Consider the following 21,604-nt stretch of genomic DNA (forward strand, 5'->3'; position numbering starts at 1 on the left):
GCACCTCGGAGTCGGTATGCGCTGATTGGAGGGGAATGAGCGAACCACCGGCACAGAGTCAGCCCTACCCCGGCCGCACCGGGGACATGACTCCCGAGCCGCACGACGAGATGCGCGGCTACACCGGCAGCGGCCGGCTGGCCGGCCGCCGCGCCCTGATCACCGGCGGCGACTCGGGCATCGGGCGCGCGGTCGCGGTCGCGTTCGCCAAGGAGGGCGCCGACGTCGCGATCACCTACCTGGAGGAGGACGGCGACGCCCGGCACACCCGCGAGCTGGTCGAACGCGAGGGCCGCCGCTGCCTCACCCTCGGCGGCGACCTCGCCGAGGAGCGGCACTGCCGCGAGGTGGTCGAGCACACCGCCCGCGAGCTCGGCGGGCTGGACGTGCTCGTCCTGCACCACGGCACGCAGACGCCCGTCGAGGACGTCCGCGAGATCGACGAGGCCCAGCTCCGCCGCACGTTCGACGTCAACGTGCTGTCGCTGTTCTGGACCGTCCAGCAGTCCCTGGACCACCTCGGCCCCGGCTCCGCCATCGTGGTCACCGGGTCGATCAACGGGCTGCGCGGCAACAAGACGCTGATCGACTACTCGGCGAGCAAGGCCGCCGCGATGGGCCTGTCGATGTCGCTCGCGCAGAACCTGATGGACCGCGGCATCCGCGTCAACTGCGTCGCCCCGGGCCCCGTCTGGACGCCGCTGATCCCCGCGACGTTCGACTCCGAACGGGTCGAGGGCTTCGGCGGCCAGTCGCCCATGGGCCGCCCCGCCCAGCCCGACGAGATCGCGCCGTCCTACGTGTTCTTCGCGTCCGGCAGCCTCTCGTCGTACTACAGCGGCCAGACCCTCGTCCCCGCCGGGGGCGAGATCCATCCAGGCTGAACGGACGGCCACCCGAGTGAGCCCTTCCTCGCGCCCGCGCGCATCCGCCGCCCCGTCCCGCCGCGCGAAGAACGGCACGGCCCGCCCGGACTCCGGCGCCGAGCGGGCGCGCGCGGAGATCGAGTTACGGCACAGCGATCCGGAGGAGCCGGGGTTCGGCCGGCGGCGGTGCGGGCGCGGGTTCCGCTACCTCGGGCCGGACGGGCGCCCGCTCACCGACGCCCGCGAGATCGAACGGATCAAGGCGCTGGTGATCCCGCCCGCCTGGAAGGACGTGTGGATCTGCCCGGACGCGGACGGCCACATCCAGGCGCTCGGCACCGACGCCGCGGGCCGCCGCCAGTACCTCTACCACGAGGCGTGGCGCGAGCGGCGCGACCGCGAGAAGCACGACCGCGTCCTCGACCTGGCCGAACGCCTCCCGGACGTCCGCGCCACGTTGGCCCGCCACCTCGCCGGACGCGGGTTCACCCGCGAACGCGTGCTGGCGGCGGCCGTCCGGCTGATCGACCTCGGGTTCTTCCGGATCGGCGGCGAGGAGTACGCGTCGGGCAACGGGACGTTCGGCCTGGCCACCGTCCTGCGCGAGCACGTCACGTGCCGCCGCGCCGAGGTGGTCTTCGAGTACCCGGCCAAGAGCGCCCGCGAACGGCACCAGGCGGTCGCCGAGGACGACGTCTGCAAGGTCGTGCGGGGACTGCTGCGCCGCGACGACGACGGCCCCGAACTCCTCGCGTACCGGGTGCCCGGCGGCTGGCACGACGTGACCACCACCGACATCAACGACTTCGTCCGCGAGGTGACCGGCGGCGACTTCACCGCCAAGGACTTCCGCACCTGGCACGCCACCGTTCTCGCCGCGGTCGGCCTCGCGGTGTCGGTCCCCGCGTCCGGCAGCGGCCGGGCACGCGCCGTCAGCCGCGTCGTCCAGGAGGTCGCGGCGTACCTCGGCAACACCCCGGCCGTCGCTCGCGCCTCGTACATCGACCCGCGGATCATCGACCTCTACGAGCGCGGCGAGACGATCGCCCCCGCCCTCACCGAACTCGGCGTCGAGGCGGAAACGGGCGAACTCGCCACCCAGGGCCCGGTCGAACGCGTCGTCCTGGACCTGCTGCGCGCCACCCCCGCGCACCACCCCACCCCGGGCGGGTCCCGCCAGGATCACCAAGGAGGGGAGTGATCCCCGGGCCCCGCCCGGCCCCCTTCCCCCTCGGCGCCTCGCGGCGAAAAGCCCCTCCCGCCCGCTCTCAGCCAACCGGACGGCGAACCGGGCGGGTACCTGCCCGGCTGATCCGATGCCGGCGGGCGGTGGCACGGGCGGGGCGGAGGCACGGGCGGCGCTGAGGCTCGCGGGCGCGCCGTGGTCCGGTGGCGCGTTGGTACGGGGCGCGCCTTGGGTCTGGTGGCGCGTTGGTACGGGTCCGGAGGCGCGGCGGTACGGGGCGTCGGGGTGCGGGCGGCAGTGCGGGCAGGGGGCCGTCGGGCGGATCAGTCCGTGCGGCGGATGACGGCCGTTCCCTTGTCGAGGTTCACCTCGCTCCGCGGCGGCGCGCCGTCGGTTTCGTCCTGCCGCATGATCAGCGAGTGGCGTCGCTCGTCGATCTCGTGCCGCTTGGTGGCCTGGAAGAAGACGTTCAGCTCGTCCAGCGCGACGGCCGAGACGGGACGTCCGACCTCGTCGCGGCGCCACGGGAGCCGGAAGCGCCGGTTGGCCCACAGGCCCATCCGGTCGAGGAACGCGAACGCGAGCAAACCCAGCACGAGCCCTGGAATGGAGACGAACGCAGCGACCGCCATGCCGCTGAAAACGCCGTCCACCCCCGAAAGGTTCCGCGAGGCCGCCGAAACGCGGTACGAGCCAAGGTGAAGCGGGCGCGCCGTCCTCCGGCGGGCCCGCACCGCTGAGAGGCAGGAGACCGGAACCTGCGCGAGCCGGGAACGGCGCGCGGGGGCCATGGGCGCCCGGTCCCGGCGTGCCGCGGAGGGCGCTCCCCCGGGCGGCACGCCGGTGGCCGGCAGCGGCGCGTCAGCAGTCGACCAGGTCCGGGGACTGGTTGAGGAGCTGCGCGCGGGGCGAGACGAAGCGGGCGTGACGTTCGGCGGTGCCGGCGGCGCCCGGCGCGAAGGCGGCGAGGCGGTGACAGTTCTGGAACGCGAGCCGCACGCCGAAGTGGCGTTCGAGCGCGCCGCGCATCGCGTCGCTGGCGAGCACGCGGAGCAGTTCACCGCGGGAGCGCTCGTCCGGCGGCGGCGTCTGGTTGTCGGCGAAGCCGTCGTCGGTGGCGCGCATCCGCCCGACGACGTCGCTGACGACCGACCAGGCGTACGGCAGGGACGTCCGCACGCACTCGACGAACGCCTCGTCGTCCACCTCGCCCTCGCGGGCCTTCTCCAGCAGCCGGTCATCGACGGTCAAGGACATGGCCGTTCTCCCCTCATCACCGTTCGGGTGGGTCAGGGCACCAGCCTTGCATGAAAATGATATTCATTCCACAGCAACGGAGTGGGAGTGTTCACCGGATTCCGGTCGCCCGCATGAGGCGGGCCTCCCGCCGCCGCGGACGCGAGCCGTTGCCCCGGGGTCAGGGGTCGGGGCGGGGTAGTCGGCGGGTGGGGTGGGGGTGGTGCCCAGGCAGGTGGCGATGGGGTCTTCGATCGAGCACCAGCCCGGCTTGCGCTTCGGGACGTACCCGGGCGGGACGCCGCGGGTCGCGATGATCGAACGGTAGGCGGGGACGGCGTCGGTCGGGCGGCGGCGCAGGGCCGGATCGGTCCGCACGTCCACGGTGTAGAGGCCGAAGCGCGGCCGGTAGCTGCCCCACTCGTAGTTGTCGGTGAGGCTCCAGTGGTTGTAGCCGATCACGTTCACGCCGTCCGCCATCGCCCGCTGCACCCAGTAGAGGTGGTCGCGCAGGTGGTCGGCGCGGGTGTAGCCGTCGGCGCGCGGACGGCCGTCGTCGGTCGGCATCCCGTTCTCGACGATGTAGACGGGGAGCTTCGGCAGGCGGCGCTGGTAGTTCTTGAGGACGTGGTAGAGGCCCTCGGGCTCGGGGTCGATTCTCCACAGTTCGCCGCTGATCGCGTGGGCGGCGCTGAGGTTCTCCAGGTTGGCGCCGTAGTAGTAGTCGATCCCGATGAAGTCGATCTTGTCGGTGACGTCGTTGAACAGCGCGGCGTCGAACAGCGCGTTCAGGACCGTCCCGTACGCGACGTTGGTCGACACCGGAGCGCCCGGGTCGACTCGGTGGATCATGTCGTACGCGGCGCGGTGCGTCCGGCGCAGGGCGGTGCGCATGGCGGCCAGTTGCCCGAGGTTCATCGGACGGCTGAGCGTCTCGCGGTAGAGGTACTGGCTGGCCTCGTTGAACGTGATCCAGATGACGCCCTGGCCCTTGTAGCGGTTCACGAGGAAGCGGGCGTTGCGCAGCCAGTCGGCCTGCGTGCGCGGGTCGTCCCAGGCGCCCCGGTCGGCGACCCAGCCCGGGTACACCCAGTGGTCGAGCGTGAGCATCGGCCGCATCCCCGCCGCCCGGATCCGGCGGACCAGGTCGTCGTAGTACGCGAGCGCGTCCGGGTCGCGGTGCCCGCGCCGCGGCTCGACCCGGGCCCACTCGATGGACGTCCGGAACACGTTGACGCCCAGCCCCTTCGCGAGGCCGATGTCGGACGGGTAGCGGTGCCGGAAGTCGACGGAGTTCCCGTACGGGTCCTTGACGCCGTTCGCCTTCCTCTCCACGTACCGCGTCCAGTTGCTGTCGGGGAACGACCCCTCCCCCTGGAAACCGGATGTGGACACTCCCCACAGGAAGTTCTCCGGGAACCTCACCACCTTGGGCGGCGCGCCGCGTGCGCCTCCCGTCCCGCTCGCGTTCGACGCGCCCGCGAGGACGGACGCGGGCGCTGCCGCGGCGATGGCCGGGGCCCGGACGCCAGGCCCGTGGCGGCGGACAGGACCAGTGCGGTGAGCACCCGCGCCAGTCGTGACCTGCGAGTTCTGCCGATCACGGGGCCTCCCTCTGGGGGAACGGACCAAATCCGAACTTGTTTCGGATAACAGGTGCGAGAGGGACCCCTGTCAATGCCGCCCGCCTGTCCGGAACCGGTTACGCCACCGAGCGGCCCCCACAGCAACGACCGCCGAACGCGAGCACGGACCACCCGAAGGGCCCAGGACGTCCGAGCAGCGCGGCCGGGCGTTCGTGATCGCCTAGAGCGAACAGCGGACCGGAAAGTGACGCCGGTAACACCTTCACGACCGGAAGGCTCGCCCGGACGGGACGTACCGCGCACCCGGACGCCGACGTCCGCAACTGATCAACTTGCGGTACGGGTGGAGATTAACCGGACATCGCCCACCGAAGCGCCGGAAAGGGCAGAGGGAGCATGCCGGCGGGCGAACGTGGCCCGAATCACAAGGCCATAAAGGAATGATCGCTTTGCGATGCCCTGGTCACCGTACGTAATTGACTCTTCGGTGTTTGCACAGCGCCGTTCGCCGCAACATTCCAGGTGAATCGAACGAGCCTGAACGCCCCATCAGCCGCGTTCGACGGCAAGCGCTTGAGTTGGTTGCATGCCATTGAGCAGAGCGGCCGCTCGCTCTTTCAAGCGGGAAACGGAGGGCGGAACTCGAAGGCGCTGACGCGCGGCACCAATGGCGGTACGGCCACGTTGCCCCAGCACAGAGGCAGGACGGTCGGCATGGAGAGTCACGCTGAAAACGTCTGTGGCGTACGAGAGAACGTCGGCCGCCACTGCCGCGCACGCCGTTCAAAAGGGGCTACCTCAGGCATTGGCAGGAAGGCCAGAAAGGGCCGATGCCGGCGACCGACACAGCTAAAACCGCTCCGCGATCGACACGACCGCCGGCGACCGTGCGGAGGCGGCGCGGCGTACGTGGGCATGGCCGCCGCCCCCTGGGCGCAGCGGGTCCGACGCTTCCCTCGACGGGCGCCCGCCTCGCCCCCGCCACGCCTCCCCCCGACCCCTGCCGCGATATCGGTCACTACCAGCCGGTATACCGGCGTCGCAACGTCCGCCGTAATCATCGGCCAGAGTGTCCCCGCGCAAGGCGAGTCGGGCGAAGGCGAGGGACGGACGGCTTTCTATGTCGGCCGCCGCGGAAGGTTTCGGGGGAGCCGTTCCGGCAGGCGGGTGACCAAGGTGAGGCCCGCGGGCCACAGCAAGCGCGACTTCAGCGGGACGGACCGTTCCGGTCACCGTACGTAGCCTTCCGGCATGACGACGAAGCGGCGCGAGCGCGACTCGTACGGCCCCCTTGGGAGCCTCGCTCCCACCCCTCCAAAGGGGACTGTGTCTCAGATCACATCGCCTCTAAACGACTCGGATTAGCGCAGGCAGAACGGTCACGGCGGGCCCGCGCCGGACACCTGTCCAACACTGATATCTCCCCGAGATTTGCCATATATGGCGAACTCTGGCTACGTTCCTGCCGTTCACGAAACCCGCCCCCTAACCGGCCGGCGGGGCCGACGGACAACAGAACACGCACACCGACGCGCGGCAGCGGCGCCCTCCAGCCCATCGGCCGCCGCACGAGAGGCCGCCCGTCGATCGCCGAGTCCGTGCAGACGAGAAGCACGGAGCCGGGAGCGGCCACCACCGCGAGGTTTCCTTCCCATGGCCTCGCGCGCCCGGGGGCCGCGGCATCCGAGACATCCCACGGCGGGACCGCCCGCCCGGGGTGACGGCTGCCCGGCAGGCACCACCAGCGAGGTCAGGAGTCGTCCTGCATACCCCCGAACCCCCTTGAAGACCGGCAGGTTCCGCACGTCGCTCGCGGGCGGCGCCGCCGCCGCGACGGCGGTCACGCTCGGAGCCACGCTCCTCTCCGCCGCACCGGCGAACGCGGCCGCGCCGGCGCGCGTCGCGACGGCCCCGCAGACGGCGAGCATCGCGAACGCGGCGTACGCCGCCCGCGTCTCCAAGGCACGCAAGGCCCGGCAGAAGAAGCGCGCCGCGTACGCGGTGAAGTACGCCTACAAGCAGATCGGCGACCGCTACCGCTACGGCGGCACGGGCCCGAGCTCGTGGGACTGCTCGGGACTGGCCGGAGGATCGTGGCGCAAGGCGGGCGTGAAGCTGCCCCGGACCACCCAGCAGATCTACCGCAAGGTCAAGTACAAGGTGTCGTGGAAGGGCGCCGTGAAGGGCGACCTGCTCTTCTTCTACTCCGGCAAGAGCCACATGGGCATCTACGTCGGGCACGGCTACATGATCCACGCGCCCAGCTCCGGCAAGCGCGTCAAGAAGATCAAGCTCAACCGCTACTACAAGCGCAACTTCAGCGGCGCCGTCCGCCCCGGCTACTAAGCGCACCCCGAAGGCCCCGCCCGTCACCTGACGGCGCGGGGCCTTCGTCGTCTCCCCGAACGAGCGCGCCGCCGGCGGACCGGATCCCCGTTCGAGCCGTGCGCCCCGCCCCTGATGGCGCGGGGACGTCGTCGCCGGGCTCGTACGACAATGGGACGCGATGACCTCATCAGACCCCTGCTCCCGTTCTGAGCGGGCTCGCGCGTCGCTGCTCGGCCTCGCCGTCGGCGACGCGCTCGGCTCGCAGTTCTTCGTTCCCGCCAACCGCGCCGCGTTCGACGCGCGGACACCGCCGCCCGCGCCGCCCGGCCGTCCCTGGCAGTGGACGGACGACACCGAGATGGCGGCGTCCGTCCACCTCGTCCTGACCCGCCACGGGGCGATCGACCAGGACGCGCTCGCCGCGAGCTTCGCCGAACGGCACGACTTCGACCGCGGCTACGGGCCGGGCACGGGCCGGCTGCTGCGGCTCGTCCGCGAGGGCGGCGACTGGCGGACGCTCGCCCGCGAGTCGTTCGGCGGGCAGGGCTCCTGGGGGAACGGCGCGGCGATGCGGGTCGCGCCGCTCGGCGCCTGGTACGCCGGCGAACCGGCCGAGGCCGCCCGGCAGGCCGCGCTGTCGGCGGAGGTCACCCACCCGCATCCGGACGCCGTCGCGGGCGCGGTGGCCGTCGCGGTCGCCGCCGCGATCGCGCCCGCGCGTCCGGCCCCCGGGCCGTTCCTGGACGAGGTGCTGCGGCACGTCGGGCCCGGCAGGGTCCGCGACGGGATCGGTGAGGCGCGGCGGCTGCTGACGGTCGGCGACCCGGCGACGGCCGCCGCCGTCCTCGGCAACGGCCGCCAGGTCGCCGCGCACGACACGGTGCCGTTCACGCTGTGGGTGGCCGCGCGCGTCCGGGACGACTACGAGCGGGCCTTCTGGACGACCGCGGCGGCGGGAGGCGACATCGACACGACGTGCGCGATCGTCGGCGGCATCGTCGCCGCGACCGCCCCGCCGCCCGCGTCCTGGCTGGCCGCGACCGAACCCCTGCCCGCGTGGGCCGCTACCGGCCCGGCGGGAGGTGGCGGGCGAGGAACGCTTCGGTGAGCGCCCACGCGCGGCGCGCCGGGTCGGGCTGGTGGAAGATCGGCGACTCGCGGTTGTGGAACGCGTGCCCGCCGTCCTCCTGGACGTGGATCTCGATGTCGTCGCGGCCCTCGACGGCCTTCTCGACCTCCGCGACCTGCTCGCGCGGGATGAACTGGTCCGAGCCGCCGAAATGGAACTGGAGGGGGCCCTCGATCCGTTCGAGCAGTTCGAGCCGGCCCGGCACGCCGGAGCCGTAGAACGACACGACCGCGTCCAGGCCGTCCGTCCGCGCGGCGAGCTCGTACGCCAGCCAGCCGCCGAGGCAGAACCCGAGCGCGCCGACGCCGCCGGCCACCTCCGGGAGGGCCGCCAGCTCGGCGAGCGACGCCTCCAGGTCGTCCACGCCCTTCTCGCTGTCGAACCGCGCCACCACGTCCATCGACCGCTTGACCGCGTCCTCGTCGCCGCCGGGCGACCAGCCGGGTTCGACCCGCCAGAACAGGTCGGGCGCGGCCACCACGTACCCGAGCGCCGCCAGGTCCTCGGCGACGGACCTGATGTAGGCGCCCACCCCGAAGATCTCCTGGACCAGCAGGACCCCCGGGCCACGCCCGGCGTCCGGCGTCCAGACGTGCAGGTCGAACGTGCCGTCCGGCACCGTCACGGCGCCGGTCCTCTTCGTCGTCATCCTCATCCCATGATCGCGTAGACGGTGGTGGCGTGCGCGGCGGGCTCGGTCTCCCCGTCGGCCGTCATCGTGACGTCGGCGAACGCCAGCGTCCGCCCGAGCTTGGTGATCCGTACCGCGACGAGCACGTCCCGGTCCCTCACCGGCCGCTGGAACGTCGTGTTCAGCTGGACGGTGGTCATGGGCGTGAAACCGCCCTTGGCGCCCGACACCGCGATCACCGTCGCCGTGTCGGCCGCAGCCATCAGCGCCTGCCCGGACAGCCCGCCGCCCTCCCTGGCGAGCCGCCGCGACCACGGCAGGCGCAGCGTCGCGTGCCCGTTCCCCACCTCCTCGACGGTCAGGCCGAGTTCCAGCACCCAGGGCGCGAAGTTGTCGCGCAGGATCTTGTCGCCGTCCGCGGGCTTCAACGTCACCCCGACATGATGCACGCTGAAGCCATGCGTGAGGAGATCTTCCTTCCGGCCACGTACGCCTCGGGCGTCCCGTACGAGACGTTCCGCCGCCTGCGCGCCGAGACCCCGGTCGCCTGGATTCCCGAACCGCCCGTCGGGAACTGGCCGTCCGGCCCCGGCTACTGGGCCGTCTTCCGGCACGCCGATGTGAAGCACGTCCTGCGTTCTCCGGGCGACTTCTCGTCCCATCTCGGCGCCACCCAGATCCGCGACCCGGACACGCCGGAAGACCTCGAATCCGTACGGGCGATGATGCTCAACCAGGACCCGCCCGACCATTCCCGCCTCCGCCGCATCGTCGCCGCCGCGTTCACGCCACGCGCCATTCGCGCACTGGAGGCGACCATCGAAGAACGCGCCCGCGCCCTGATTGCATCAGCCCTCCGCCAAGGCGAAGTCGATTTCGTAGAGGTGGCCGCCGACCTTCCCGTATGGACGTTGGCGCACATCATGGGAGTCCCGGATTCCGACCGCCGCCTCCTCTACGACTGGGCGTCCCGCGTCATCGGCTATCAGGACGACGAATACGCGGGCCTCTCAACGGCCGACCTCGATTCCCTGAGCCCCATGGCCCGCGAGGCGGCGACACAACGGCCCGAGTCGTTCCAGCACCCGGACGGCCGCCCGGTCAACCCGCGCTCCCGCGCCGCGCTGGCCGACATGTTCGCGTACGCCCACGCCCTGGCCGCCGCCAAAACCCGCGACCCCGGCGACGACGTCATGTCCCGCATGCTCGCCGGCGGCCTGACCCGCGACGAGTTCGAGCAGATGTTCTTCCTCTTCGCCGTGGCCGGAAACGAAACGCTCCGCAACGGAATCCCCGGCGGCCTCCTGACACTTCTCCAACACCCCGCCGCTTTCGAACGCCTCCGCGACGACCCGTCCCTCCTCCCATCGGCTATAGAAGAGATGCTCCGCTTCTGGCCCCCGGTCATGGACTTCCGCCGTACGGCCACCCGAGACGTTCAACTAGGCGACCAGCACATAACCCGAGGCCAAAAAGTAGTCGTCTACCACGCCTCGGCCAACCGCGACGAAACGGTATTCCCCCACCCCGACCACTTCGACATCACCCGCACGCCCAACGACCACGTCAGTTTCGGCTTCGGACCGCACTTCTGCCTCGGCGCCCACCTCGCCCGCACCCAGATGCGTGCCGTTTTCAGCGAACTCCTACCGCTCACCATCAAGCAGACCGGCGAGGCCGACCGCCTGGCGTCCAACTTCCAGAACGGCCTCAAACACCTGCCTGTCAGCCTCACCTGAGAGACTTCCCCCGTGCACTTCACCACGTCCCTCTGGGAGGCCGGGTCCGAGATCTACGAACGGATCCGGATCCACCCGTTCCTCCAGGAACTCGCCTCCGGCGACCTCGACCGCGCCTCGTTCCGCCACTACATCGTCCAGGACGGCCACTACCTCAAGCAGTACGCCCGTACCCTGGCGGTCCTCGCGGCGAAGGCCCCCGACGACACCACCCTCTTCGCCTCGCACGCCGCCAACGCCATCGCCGTTGAGCAGTCCCTCCACGCCGGCTTCCTCGACGACCTCGACGGCACCGACGCGCCCCCGTCCCCCACCACGGCCGCCTACAGCGACTTCCTTCTCGCAACGGCCCACAACGCCTCGTTCGCCGAGGGCCTGGCCGCCGTCCTCCCCTGCTACTGGATCTACGCCCGCGTCGGCGAGGAGCTCCTCTCCACCTCCTCCCCCGACCCCCTCTACGCACGCTGGATCGCCACCTACGGCGGCCCGGAGTTCAAGCAGATGGTCAACGACGTCCTAGCCGTCACCGACCGCCACGCCGCCACCCTCTCCCCCGCCGCCCAAGACGGCATGCGCGCGGCCTACCTGACCGCCGCCCGCTACGAGTGGATGTTCTGGGACGCCGCGTACAACCAGGAGACCTGGCCCTTCTAACCGCCGAACACCCGCCGAGCGGCCTCCAGGGGCCCCACACGCCCGGTCTCATCAGCCAGCAGATGAAGGACGCGCTCCTCGTTCCCCGGCTCAGGCCGGGGATACCGGCGCACCGGGTCAGGCGGCCCAGGCTCACGCGGCGCGGCGAACTCCGGACTGCGATGCCAACGGGGCCGGCGGACTGCGAGAGTACGGATCATGTAGGAAGTCTGCCCATCTGAGCCGCCCCACTAAAGTGACCGGGTTTCGGACACCCCCACCCCGCCTTCCGGAACCCCCGCCCCCAGGGGACTACCGAGGTGCGTCGATCCAAACGGCCCTCTAGACTCGTTGCCGAGCCTCGGCGTGCTCGGCCGTCCCAGACCGAGCCCACCAGGAGCCACCGGACCGACCTGCGAAGCCCTCCAGGCCCCGCAGATCGCCAGCACCAAGGGTCGTTAGCTCAATTGGCAGAGCTCCGGACTTTTAATCCGTAGGTTGTGGGTTCGAGTCCCACACGACCCACCACCAGGGCCTCCACGAAAGCCCCCCGGCCGGTTCCCCTGCCCCACCCAATGTTCACTCCACGTTCACCCGCCATTCCACACAGGAACCGGCACCTCCGGCTTCCCCCGCCACCATCCGGGACCGTCCGCCCGTACCGAGAACGCCCCGCACTAGACATCCGGGGACGGTGCCGACCCGGGCACGATCGACGTGAGCTATCAGGCCAGACCGCCTACAACCGGCTCGGGCGATCGTCGGATGCGGCGACCAGGATTGCGCACCGGACATGTGACTACGGCCGACCGGGCGTACAGGCTGATCTCGGCCGATCCCTCCTCGAACGCGACCAGCGCACAGCCGACATCTTCGTGCCATCGACGCAACAAGCCGCCCCGCGCAACGCCCAGGAAGTGCCGACAAAACCACCAGCCCTATAGGCTCAGCCACGCCAACAACGCATGCCCGGAACACCGAGCCTCATCAACCATCATCACTAACCAACCGAATGAAAACCCGCACCCACCCTGACAACCCCGCAGGTCAGAAAGTATCGGCCCCGCGCCCGCGGGGATGGTCCTGGGACGGCGAGGGGACGCCGGCCGCCGCCGTCATCGGCCCCGCGCCCGCGGGATGGTCCGCGGGAACCGCCCCGAAAACCAGCTCGACAAGGATCGGCCCCGCGCCCGCGGGGATGGTCCTTGGTAGGGTGCTGGCCATGTTCCCGCCGGATGATCGGCCCCGCGCCCGCGGGATGGTCCGCCTGAGCCGGGATTCCGCTTTTTTCACTCGGCGTCGGCCCCGCGCCCGCGGGGATGGTCCTGCGTCGGCGCGTGCCGCGCGGGAGTGCGAAACGTCGGCCCCGCGCCCGCGGGGATGGTCCCCAGATGCCCCGCGAGCTGTGGCACGAGGTGACGTCGGCCCCGCGCCCGCGGGGATGGTCCAGGTGACCGCCGCCCGCGCCGGATCCGCGCATTGTCGGCCCCGCGCCCGCGGGGATGGTCCCAACGTGATCAAGCCTGTGTGGGCGGGGATCCGGTCGGCCCCGCGCCCGCGGGGATGGTTTTCCGCATGAGAGAGACCGCAGCATGGCCCCGGCGGCTGTCGAGCGGGCGGACCCGCCAGGTCTCCATCTCCTCCATGACCTTGTCGGTGACCCGTGAGATCACATCGCGGGAGACCTGGAGCTGGTAGGTCTCGGCCAAGTGCGCCCGGCTCTCGCCGATGGTCAGGCCCTTGGCATACAGACACGATCGCCTCGTCGAACCCCTCGATGCGGCGGGCGTACTTGGGCACGCTGCGGAGTGAACTCGCCCGCCCGGTCCCGCGGCACCTCGATGCGCACCGGCCCGACCTTGGTCGACACCGTCTTGGCCGAGATGCCATTGCGGTGGTCGCCGGACGGAGCGGCCGGGCGTTCGTGCCGCTCATGGCCCAGATGCTCGGCCGTCTCGGCCTGCAGCCCCGTCTTGGTGATCCCGGCCGGCAACCCGTCCGACCAGCACACCCCCTCGGCCCTGGCCTCCCCGATTAGCTCGGCCGCGAGCCGGACCTCCGGCCCACCCTGCAACCCGTCCGCATCATGGTTGGTCACAGACGATCCTTCCCGGCCCGGGGCCAGCCCCAGCCATCCGGATCACCACCCCACCCGCACGAAGTTCAGGACAGTCCTGAGCCCGGAGATTGCTCCTCCATTTCTCGGCGGGATCGTGCGGTCATGATGGACGGTCGCACGCACGTTTCGACCGCGAATGCCGTGTGGGCGCTGGCTCTGCGCGGCGATCCCGCGCCCGATTCTTCTGTCCGGCGCCATGCCGCCTGCACAGGTCGGTGTCGTTAGACTCCGTTTCGTCCTGAAGGTCGGAGGATGTGGTCCGAGGGAGCCCAAGTGGCGAACGGTGATGGGATTCGGCCGGAAACGTCACCTGGCGTGGCCAGTGGGCTGAATTCCGCAAACGGTGGGCTTGCTCAGGGGCGGCCGAATCCGGTGCCGACCGCGGCGAACGCGGGTGGTCGGTTGGGCGGCGACGCGTCCTCGGGGAGGCTGCTACGCCGTTCAGGAGCGCGCAGAGGAGCCGTTTCTCGGTGGCGTTGGGGGTGCTCACCAGAGGCCGGCCGTCACGGACGAGGGTTACGGACGAGCCGAGAGGCCCATGGAGCACGGCGGCAAGGTGGCTTCGGGCACGCTGGATGGGTGTGATGCGGAGTGGGTCTGCAACTGCCCGGTGAGCTGATCGGCCTGCTGTCGATGCTCGGTTACACCTGGCCGGAAGCCGACGAGACCAAGCTGTTCGAGATGGGGTCGGCCTGGGTCGATTTCTCCGGCACCGTCAATGGGATCGTTTCGGAGGCCGGCACCGCCGCGCAGCAGGTGTGGTCGGGGAACAAGGGCGCGGACATCGACGCGTTCCAGAAGGCGTGGGGCGAGGATGACGCGCCCGTCGCGATCCTGGACGACGCCGCCACCGGCGCGACGCTCGTCGGGGCGGCGCTGTTCCTGTGCGCGGGCATCGTGCTGGCACTGAAGATCAATGTGATCGTCCAACTGGTCATGCTCGCGATCCAGATCGCGCAGGCCATCGCTACCGCCGCGCCCACCTTCGGAGCGTCCCTGGCCGAGATTCCGATCTTCAAAGAGGTCACCGGAATGATCATCGACACGCTGATCGACCAGGCCATCGAAGCCCTCCTTGGGTAGGTTCGGCGGTCGCGGACTGGGCGGCGGCCGGGGGCACGGCGGATCGGGCAGGGGCCGGCACGGCCGCGGTCAGCATGGAGGGGGCCGTCAAGGAGGCCGCGGAGGGCGCGGAGCGGTCGGCGGTCCGATCGGCAGGATGGCGGGCTCCTCGTTCCGTACTCCGAGGGGGCGTGCGCACGGTGGAGGGCCTGGCGCTCCGCACGGTCGTGGCGGCACATCCTCTGGGCGGGGGCGCAGCAATCCGGCGCAGCGCCGGCACGGAAGCGATGCGAGCAACTCCCGGCCGAACCACACCAAGTCGACTACGCGAGATCCGATCGATGTCGTCACCGGCGAGGTGCTGCTGAGCCAGAACGATCTGGAGCTGCCGGGCGTTCTGCCGGTCGTGCTGACCCGCACGCATATCTCCAGCTATAGGGCCGGCCGGTGGTTCGGCAGGTCGTGGGCGTCGACGCTGGACCAGCACCTGGACGTGGACGCTGATGGCGTCCACTTCCTCGCGGACGACGGCACGGTCCTGAACTACCCACAGGCGTTGCTGCCGAACATCCAGTTCCGCCCGGCCTCCGGACCGCAGTGGTCCTTGCTGCTGACGTCCGAGGGCGACTACCGGCTGACCGATCCGCGGCAGGGCCACACCCTGCACTTCCCCGCCCCGGGCGACCGGCACGGCTGGTCCCGGCTGCCGCTCACCGCGATCACCGACCGCAACGGCAACCGCGTCGATCTTCTCTACGAGGATCAGGTCCTGGTGGAGATCCGGCACTCCGGCGGGTACCGCGTCGCGGTCGACACCGCGCCGCTGGACGCGCCGGCCGGGGAGCGGCGCATCACCGCGCTGCGCTCGCTGGCCGAACAACCGGGCGGTGATCCCGGTGGCGTCCCCCTGATGCGGTACGGATACGACGCCGACGGCCGTCTGGCCGAGGTCGTCAACTCCTCGGGGCATCCGCTGCGGTTCAGCTATGAAGAGGACAGGCTCACCGGCTGGGTCGACCGCAACGGCTTCTGGTACCGCTACGAGTACGACGAGGACGGCCGGGCGGTTCGCGGCGTCGGCAAGGACGACCACCTGAGCGCGACGCTCTCGTACCGCCCCGACGATCGCACCACCGTCGTCACCGACTCGCTCGGCCACGCCACCATCTACCGCTACAACGAGCGTTTCCAGGTCGTCGAGGAAACAGACCCGCTCGGGGCGGTGACCACGTCCGAGTGGGACCCGTACGACCGGCTCCTGGCCCGAACGGACCCGCTGGGGCGGACCACTCGGTACGACTACGACCAGCACGGCAACCTCACCTCGGTCTCGCGCCCCGACGGCACCCGCGCCGAGGTCGCCTACAACGACCTGAACCTCCCGGTCGAGATCGTCGAGCCGGACGGGGCCACGTGGCGGCAGGCGTTCGACGCGCGCGGCAACCGGACGGAACTCGTCGACCCCGTCGGCGCGGTCACCCGTTACACCTACGCGGACGGCGGCGGCCTGGCCTCGGTCACCGACCCGCTTGGCAACGTGACCCGCTGCGAGACCAACGCGGCGGGGCTCCCGACATCGTTCACCGACCCGCTCGGGGCCGTCACCCGCTACACCTACGACTCGCTGGGCCGGACCACAACGATCACCGACCCACTCGGCGGGACGGTGCGCTGCGGGCTGGACGTCGAGGGCCGGCCGCTGTGGCGCACGCTCGCGGACGGCACCACCGAGTACTGGCGGTACGACGCCGAAGGCAACCTCGTCGGGCACACCGACGCGGCCGGACAGGTCACCGCGCTGGAGATCGGTCCGTTCGACGAGGTGGTCACCCAGGTCAACCCGGACGGGACGCGCCTGCGATTCCGCTACGACACCGAACTGCGCCTGACCTCGGTCACCAACGCGCAGGGACTGGTCTGGCGTTACGAACACGACCCGGCCGGGATGATCGTCGGTGAGCGGGATTTCAACGGCCGGTCGCTGACCTACGCCTACGATCTCGCCGGGCAACTGGTCACCAGCACGAACGGTGTGGGTCAGACCACCACCTACACCTATGACGCCCTCGGCAACGTGCAGAAGAAGCACGCGGGCGACCGACTCACCGTCTACGAGTACGACCGGGGCGGGCGTCCGGTACGGATCGCGGGTGACGGCGCGGTACTGGGGTTCGCGTACGACCGACTCGGGCGGGTCACCACCGAGACCTGCGACGGCCGCAGCGTCACCTCCGTCTACGACGCGGCCGGCAACAGGGTGCGGCGCCGCACACCGTCCGGCGCGGAGAGCCACTGGTCGTACGACCCGACCGGGCGGCCCCTGAGCCTCGCCACGGCGGGCCAGACGATCCACTTCGTCCACGACGCGGCGGGACGCGAGACTCAAGGGCGGGCATCGCATCCTTCCGGACGGAAGGATTCGTTACTATGGAAATATCACGCCGCCGCGCACCCCGGGCGAGATGGCCGGAAGGCGGGCGGTCCGGGAGTGGGATCCGACGACGGGGCGGAAACGGCTGTGGCACGAGACCGTCGACCATGAGGGACGGGTCCGCCAGGTGCGCCCAGAATTCAATAATGGAAAGAAGACTCACTACATGTTCGACAGGAATGGCAGGTACACCGGAAAGTGGTAAGCAATCCGGCACCAACCCGGCAGGAGGTGCGCGCCCTGCTGGAAGGGCTCGTGGCCGGCACCAGGACGCGGGAGGAGGCGAACGACTGGGCCGCCCCGTGGGTACGCGAGGATCCGGGCTATGCCGATGTCGAGGACGAGGCCGTGCTGAACGCCCTCGACAGGCTCTTCGGCGCCGATCTGCAGGAAGCGCCGGGCCAGTACCTGCACGGGACGGAAGACTTCCAGGCATGGCTGGCGGAGTTCGACGCCGACTGCCAATCGCCCTGAACCCGTTCGGTTAGGAATGGTTTCGTCCGGTGCCCGTGATTTCAGCGATGCGAGCGCTTCCTTTGCGAAGTCCGTCGCTGCTCCAGTCTCCATCTAAAGACGGACCAGAGCGAATGCGCGCAGCACACGCCTGGCCACACTCGTCCTCGGCTTTCGAAGGGTCATGCGCTGACCACCAAAGCCGCGGTGTTCGCTCGTTGTTCGCTCGGCGGTCCCGAAACGGAACGGCACATTGCGGCATCATGCGGCATAGAAATGGCGCTTAATGTGGACGGAGCGGCACAGGATGGCATCGAGAGCACCGCCCTAATACAGGGGTACCGGACTTTTAATCCGTAGGTTGTGGGTTCGAGTCCCACACGACCCACCCAAGGGCCGCCTGACCTGCCGGTTCTCTAACGAGGGGGGTTCCGGTCCCCACTAGATCCCCACGATGTGGGGGATCAAGCCGCCTTGATACGGCGGCGCGTCAGCGCCTTCCGCGCCACGTTCCGCCCCTGCTCAGAAGGGTCGGCGTACATGTCCAGCGTGATGCTGGCCTTGCTGTGCCCAAGGATGGCCTGGACAGTCTTGACGTCCACCCCGTCACCGATGAGGAGCGTTGCCAGGGTGTGGCGGAGCTGGTGGGGGGTGAGCTTGATCCCGGCGGCCTTGCATGCCCGGTTCCAGCGCCACCGGATGTACTCCCGTGTCACGGGCCTGCCGTCGTCGGTGGTGAAGATCAGCAGGACGGTACGGGTCTCCTCATCGCCGTTGCGGTAGCGGTAGGTGATCTCCGCTTCGACTGGCGGATGGGCCTCCATGTAGGTCGTGAGCACGTTGGACAGGTGAGGCGTCAGGACGGCCGTCCGGACTCCCGCCTCTGTCTTGGGCTCCTTGAGATAGAACTCTTTGGTCTCGCGGCGCTGGGCCATCTGACGGTCAAGGGGGATGTCCCCAGACTCCGAATCGACCTGGTCTACGCACAGCCCCCGCCCCTCTGATATTCGTGCGCCCGTCTCGGCGAGCGTGGTGAAGAACGCTTTGAGCAACGGATCGACGCTCAGCGCCTTCTCGGCTGCTGCGAACTCCGCCTTGCTCAGCGACTTGGGCTTTCGGGCGGGCCGTACCGGCAGGTTGAGCCCTACCTTCGGGTCTTTGCGAACGATCACGTCCTTGTTGATCGCGTCGCGGAGAATGGCGCAGACCAGGCGGAAGTACAGTTTCGGCTGGTTGCCCATGGCCACGATGCCGTTGACGAGATCCTGGAGCACCTTCGGCGTCAGCGCCGAGAGCGGCTTTTCACCGATCAGCTTGTTGACCGTGTTGAGCTGGGATTGGTAGGTCTGATAGCTGCTGTCGGGGTCGATGTCATGCTTAGAGGCCAACCAGGCAGCGGAGTAGTCCTTGAACAGGACTGCACCCTTTTTGCGGTCCACGTAGTTTCCTTCGCGGCGCTGGGTACGAATACGGTCTCGCTCCGCCCGGACGTATTCGAGGTCTTCGGAAGGCTTGACTCGCGCCTCCTTGCCGTCGATGGTGGTCCGCCAGCCGTAGACCTTGACGGGTCGGCCGTTGGAGTTTTTGGCCTTCTCGCCGTTGCGGTTGCGCTTGTACCGCCATGAGATGCCGTCGGGGGTCTTGCCTTCCCAGTTGTCAGCCACCGTTTCTACCTTCCATGTGGGCCGGTCGTGGGTGCGGGATGGGCGGTGTGGTTAGGCGGCGCGCTGGCCGGTGAGCCATTGGTCAAGGTCGGTGCGGCGGGCGCGGAGTTGGTTGCCGACTTTGAAGAACGGCAGTTCGCGGCGGTGGTCATAGACCCATGAGGTCTTCACGTTCAGATAGGCCGCGACGGCGGGGACGTCCATGAGGGGTTCGGGGGTGTCGGGGACGGGGGTGAGGTGGCGCAAGGTGGCTTCCTTGGGTGTGGTGGGTTCGGGCAGGGTGCCGCCCCGGCCCGGCATAGGCCGGGGCGGCAGAGAACGGGAAGGGTCAGGCGGCGGTGGGGATGCCCGTGCCTTCCAGGTCCAGGGTTTGCTGGACCGGGTCCAGCAGGGACCGCCGTTCGTCGGCGGGGAGGCTGGCCAGCAGGGTCCGCAGGTCCGCGACCGTCAGCGGCGCGGGCGCGGCCTTCTTGCGCTTCTTCTTGGCCTTCTTCGCCTTGGCCTTCTTGGGCTTGTCGGCCTTGGGCGTTCCGGCGTCCAGCAGGGCGCGGAAGGCGTCCACCCCAAGCGGCTTGTCCGGCAGGGTCGCGGCGACTTCCGCGACCGGGTCCGCAACGGTCTGCGGGGCGGGTTCCGGCTCCGGTACGGGGGTAGGAGTCGGGCCGTACATGGCTTCTTCGAGCGCGGCCAACTCCTCGGGCCCGGAGTCGGGTACGTCACCGTTTTCCCGTACGTCCCCGCCCGGTACGTCATCCTGCGCAGCGGCCCCGGAGTCCTCGACGGTGGCCGTGACCGTGACGTCTTCGACGTCGATCACGACCGGTTCGGTGTAGGTGAAGATGTCGGCGCGGCGTCCGCCGGTGTAGGGGCCCTGCCCGACGCTGAGAGTCGGGCTGTTGGCCACGATCAGGTCGAGCGCTTCGCGCTTGATCCCGTACTTCTTCAGGATCTCGGTGGACGTCCGGCCGCGTTCCCCCGCTTCCCGGATGAACGCCTCAATGCGGACCGGGAGGTCCCCGCCTTCGGACTGGGCGTCCGGAAGGACGTGGGTCACGGTCTCAACCATGTAGGTGACCAGGGCGGTAGCGGCGTCCAAGTCGCACACGTGGATCTCATCGCGCCCGGAAGCCAGCGCATACAGGGCCGCGAGCCGCAGCATGTAGCCAAGCGCCCTTTCGGCGTACTGGGCCAGTGCTTCGGTGCCGAGCGTGAGGGCTTCCACGATCGGGCGGTGCTTGTCCTCGAAGACGTCTTCGACCGTCGCGGGCATGGTCACCTCAGAGACGTTCACCGCGTAGGCGACAATCTCCCGCAGCTTGCGCGCGAGCTTGACCACGACATCCGAAGGCGTCCGCGCCTTCGACAGGCGGACCTTCTTCGTTCGCTCGACATACACCGGAAAGAACCGGTTGTAGGTGCCGCCGGTCGCATCCTTGGTTCCGGAGATCGCCGCCCAGTTCTTCGGCTGAACATGCATCACCATCCCCAGGTGCGGACGCTTCACGACGACCTGACCTTGCTTGGTGATGTTGGCCAGCGTCGACCCGTCCCATGCCTTGCGGAACGCCACCCCCAGCGTCTTCGAGCGCTTGGCAGCGTCGATCAGGTTGTCTCCTTCTTCCTCAACGAGGAAGACCGGAGAGGCCACGTCACCCACGGCCAGCGCATCCAGAGTGGACGTGAAGCCCTCCCCAGTACGCGGGCACCCTTCGGACCTGCGAGGTGTCCATGAAGCCCGCGTAGGCGACGCTGAGAACCTGCATCGCCGCGCCGTGCGCGGTCCCCTTACGGCCCTTCCCGGTCGGGCCCACCAGGACGGGCCAGAACCCCAACGGTTGGGTCTTGCCGTGCGCCACCTTGACGTCGTGGCCGATCACCGCAGAGAACGCGCTGAGAAGCGTGACCAGCACGCCGACGCGGTCGCCTTCGGTGTGCGGGTCGATCGCTGCGGTGATCTTCCCGAACGGCCCGACGTACACAGCATCGGACACAACGGGGCGGTTGGAGGACATGAGAGACTCCCTGTGTTGGCCCCACAGCGGCTTCTTTGGCGAGATGGACGCTGTGGGGCTGGCCTATGTCTGGCCCAACTTCTTCCTTCCAGTACTTCGCCTCCTTGCGTGCTGCCCGCACAGAGTGGGGAAGCGGGGGAGCGGAGAGTTGGAGGAGCGGGAAGTTGGGGGCTCAGCGAGTGGAGCGGCTGAGCGGAGCCACAACGTAAAGCCGTTCTTCGGGAATGCGCAAGCCGCATGCTCAGCGAATGAGAGTGCCAGCCACGCGAAAGCGCAGCTAGGCGCGGCTTTCAAACTTCTTGAGATTGATGAGTGCAGAGCAGTGGTGAGCAACGAGCGATAGCAAGAAGTGGCAGCGGGCAGTGAAGAGCGAGTGCACGGGCCGTGTGGGGCTTTCTTCTTACTTCGAGCATGTGATGGCCCCGGGGGATACCCAGTTCGCTCACGTATGCGGGATAGGTACGTCTCCCCTCTCCGCCTCTTGCAAGTTTGAGAACTTTTTGATCGCCAAGAATTGGGCTTTTCTCGG

19 protein-coding genes, 1 tRNA gene, 1 pseudogene and 1 CRISPR repeat array are annotated in these 21,604 nt (G+C 69.6%); of the genes and pseudogenes, 10 read left to right on the plus strand and 11 right to left on the minus strand.

Features of this window, described 5'->3' with window-relative positions; translation table 11 throughout:
- The first annotated feature begins 35 nt into the window (after positions 1-35).
- Together GEV43_RS11250 and GEV43_RS11255 are read left to right on the plus strand one after the other, a co-directional pair.
- Positions 36-884 carry an SDR family oxidoreductase gene (locus tag GEV43_RS11250; RefSeq protein ID WP_160820641.1) on the plus strand — a complete coding sequence of 283 codons (849 nt, stop codon included), beginning with the start codon at positions 36-38 and terminating at the stop codon, positions 882-884.
- A gap of 16 nt (positions 885-900) precedes the next feature.
- A complete protein-coding gene (locus GEV43_RS11255; RefSeq protein ID WP_309239590.1) occupies positions 901-2,067 on the plus strand; it encodes a DNA topoisomerase IB in 1,167 nt (388 codons plus the stop codon).
- 308 nt (positions 2,068-2,375) lie between these two features.
- Here GEV43_RS11255 and GEV43_RS53745 read toward each other — a convergent pair whose 3' ends face one another.
- The 3 genes from GEV43_RS53745 to GEV43_RS11270 form a co-directional block, all read right to left on the minus strand.
- On the minus strand, positions 2,376-2,705 hold the full coding sequence (locus GEV43_RS53745; protein WP_160820642.1) for a DUF6191 domain-containing protein: 330 nt from the start codon (positions 2,703-2,705) through the stop codon (positions 2,376-2,378).
- Between the two features lie 208 nt (positions 2,706-2,913).
- Positions 2,914-3,309 (minus strand): SCO5389 family protein, encoded by a 396-nt coding sequence (locus GEV43_RS11265; protein ID WP_160820643.1) that lies wholly within the window; start codon positions 3,307-3,309, stop codon positions 2,914-2,916.
- 63 nt (positions 3,310-3,372) lie between these two features.
- Positions 3,373-4,713, minus strand: coding sequence for a family 1 glycosylhydrolase (locus GEV43_RS11270; RefSeq protein WP_309239591.1), 1,341 nt, complete (start codon positions 4,711-4,713; stop codon positions 3,373-3,375).
- A gap of 1,943 nt (positions 4,714-6,656) precedes the next feature.
- Between GEV43_RS11270 and GEV43_RS11275 the strand changes: the two genes are divergently transcribed.
- Both GEV43_RS11275 and GEV43_RS11280 read left to right on the plus strand, forming a co-directional pair.
- On the plus strand, positions 6,657-7,220 hold the full coding sequence (locus tag GEV43_RS11275) for a C40 family peptidase (RefSeq protein ID WP_160820644.1): 564 nt from the start codon (positions 6,657-6,659) through the stop codon (positions 7,218-7,220).
- A gap of 160 nt (positions 7,221-7,380) precedes the next feature.
- Positions 7,381-8,310, plus strand: a complete 930-nt coding sequence (locus GEV43_RS11280; RefSeq protein WP_160820645.1) for an ADP-ribosylglycohydrolase family protein — start codon at positions 7,381-7,383, stop codon at positions 8,308-8,310.
- Here the strand turns inward: GEV43_RS11280 and GEV43_RS11285 are convergent.
- Together GEV43_RS11285 and GEV43_RS11290 are read right to left on the minus strand one after the other, a co-directional pair.
- Entirely contained in the window at positions 8,267-8,980 is a 714-nt protein-coding gene (locus GEV43_RS11285; RefSeq protein ID WP_160820646.1) for a dienelactone hydrolase family protein, read from the minus strand. The two genes, GEV43_RS11280 and GEV43_RS11285, sit on opposite strands and share 44 nt — an antisense overlap.
- A gap of 2 nt (positions 8,981-8,982) precedes the next feature.
- Positions 8,983-9,396, minus strand: a complete 414-nt coding sequence (locus tag GEV43_RS11290) for a PaaI family thioesterase (protein ID WP_160820647.1) — start codon at positions 9,394-9,396, stop codon at positions 8,983-8,985.
- A 24-nt stretch (positions 9,397-9,420) separates the two neighbouring features.
- Here GEV43_RS11290 and GEV43_RS11295 point away from each other — a divergent pair, with 24 nt between their 5' ends.
- From GEV43_RS11295 to GEV43_RS11305, 3 genes are all read left to right on the plus strand, one after another.
- Positions 9,421-10,701 (plus strand): cytochrome P450, encoded by a 1,281-nt coding sequence (locus tag GEV43_RS11295; protein ID WP_160820648.1) that lies wholly within the window; start codon positions 9,421-9,423, stop codon positions 10,699-10,701.
- A gap of 12 nt (positions 10,702-10,713) precedes the next feature.
- Positions 10,714-11,355, plus strand: coding sequence for a thiaminase II (tenA, locus tag GEV43_RS11300; protein ID WP_160820649.1), 642 nt, complete (start codon positions 10,714-10,716; stop codon positions 11,353-11,355).
- A gap of 431 nt (positions 11,356-11,786) precedes the next feature.
- Positions 11,787-11,862, plus strand: a tRNA-Lys gene (locus GEV43_RS11305).
- 529 nt (positions 11,863-12,391) lie between these two features.
- Positions 12,392-12,903: a CRISPR direct-repeat array (repeat unit 26 nt; unit sequence TCGGCCCCGCGCCCGCGGGGATGGTC).
- 92 nt (positions 12,904-12,995) lie between these two features.
- Here GEV43_RS11305 and GEV43_RS55985 read toward each other — a convergent pair.
- A pseudogene (locus GEV43_RS55985) lies at positions 12,996-13,043 on the minus strand (hypothetical protein); the annotation flags it as partial.
- 23 nt (positions 13,044-13,066) lie between these two features.
- Positions 13,067-13,432 carry a transposase gene (locus GEV43_RS11315; RefSeq protein ID WP_160820650.1) on the minus strand — a complete coding sequence of 122 codons (366 nt, stop codon included), beginning with the start codon at positions 13,430-13,432 and terminating at the stop codon, positions 13,067-13,069.
- 612 nt (positions 13,433-14,044) lie between these two features.
- On the opposite strand from GEV43_RS11315, the gene GEV43_RS11320 reads away from it, so the two are divergent.
- From GEV43_RS11320 to GEV43_RS11330, 3 genes are all read left to right on the plus strand, one after another.
- Positions 14,045-14,536 (plus strand): hypothetical protein, encoded by a 492-nt coding sequence (locus GEV43_RS11320; protein ID WP_160820651.1) that lies wholly within the window; start codon positions 14,045-14,047, stop codon positions 14,534-14,536.
- A gap of 136 nt (positions 14,537-14,672) precedes the next feature.
- Positions 14,673-17,057, plus strand: a complete 2,385-nt coding sequence (locus GEV43_RS11325; protein WP_302930761.1) for a DUF6531 domain-containing protein — start codon at positions 14,673-14,675, stop codon at positions 17,055-17,057.
- 120 nt (positions 17,058-17,177) lie between these two features.
- Positions 17,178-17,420, plus strand: a complete 243-nt coding sequence (locus GEV43_RS11330) for a hypothetical protein (RefSeq protein ID WP_206681119.1) — start codon at positions 17,178-17,180, stop codon at positions 17,418-17,420.
- Between the two features lie 443 nt (positions 17,421-17,863).
- Here GEV43_RS11330 and GEV43_RS11335 read toward each other — a convergent pair whose 3' ends face one another.
- The 4 genes from GEV43_RS11335 to GEV43_RS11350 form a co-directional block, all read right to left on the minus strand.
- Positions 17,864-19,063, minus strand: a complete 1,200-nt coding sequence (locus GEV43_RS11335) for a tyrosine-type recombinase/integrase (RefSeq protein WP_160820654.1) — start codon at positions 19,061-19,063, stop codon at positions 17,864-17,866.
- Positions 19,064-19,114: 51 nt separating this feature from the next.
- On the minus strand, positions 19,115-19,309 hold the full coding sequence (locus GEV43_RS11340; protein ID WP_206681120.1) for a helix-turn-helix domain-containing protein: 195 nt from the start codon (positions 19,307-19,309) through the stop codon (positions 19,115-19,117).
- An 82-nt stretch (positions 19,310-19,391) separates the two neighbouring features.
- Positions 19,392-20,720: a DUF3987 domain-containing protein gene (locus GEV43_RS11345; protein ID WP_160820655.1), complete on the minus strand. Its 1,329-nt coding sequence runs from the start codon at positions 20,718-20,720 to the stop codon at positions 19,392-19,394.
- Complete coding sequence (locus GEV43_RS11350; protein WP_160820656.1) at positions 20,713-21,075, minus strand: DUF3987 domain-containing protein; 363 nt, start codon at positions 21,073-21,075, stop codon at positions 20,713-20,715. Before GEV43_RS11350 ends, GEV43_RS11345 begins: the two co-directional genes overlap by 8 nt.
- Positions 21,076-21,604 lie beyond the last annotated feature (529 nt).

The sequence above is a fragment of the Actinomadura sp. J1-007 genome (assembly GCF_009793335.1).
In the GTDB taxonomy this organism is placed as follows: Bacteria; Actinomycetota; Actinomycetes; order Streptosporangiales; family Streptosporangiaceae; genus Spirillospora; species Spirillospora yumaensis.

Coding starts and splice junctions, on each gene's coding strand:
- GEV43_RS11250 (WP_160820641.1), top strand. CDS start 36: ATGAGCGAACCACCGGCACAGAGTCAGCCCTACCCCGGCCGCACCGGG.
- GEV43_RS11265 (WP_160820643.1), bottom strand. CDS start 3,309: ATGTCCTTGACCGTCGATGACCGGCTGCTGGAGAAGGCCCGCGAGGGC.
- GEV43_RS11280 (WP_160820645.1), top strand. CDS start 7,381: ATGACCTCATCAGACCCCTGCTCCCGTTCTGAGCGGGCTCGCGCGTCG.
- GEV43_RS11285 (WP_160820646.1), bottom strand. CDS start 8,980: ATGACGACGAAGAGGACCGGCGCCGTGACGGTGCCGGACGGCACGTTC.
- GEV43_RS11295 (WP_160820648.1), top strand. CDS start 9,421: ATGCGTGAGGAGATCTTCCTTCCGGCCACGTACGCCTCGGGCGTCCCG.
- GEV43_RS11325 (WP_302930761.1), top strand. CDS start 14,673: ATGGCGGGCTCCTCGTTCCGTACTCCGAGGGGGCGTGCGCACGGTGGA.
- GEV43_RS11350 (WP_160820656.1), bottom strand. CDS start 21,075: ATGTCCTCCAACCGCCCCGTTGTGTCCGATGCTGTGTACGTCGGGCCG.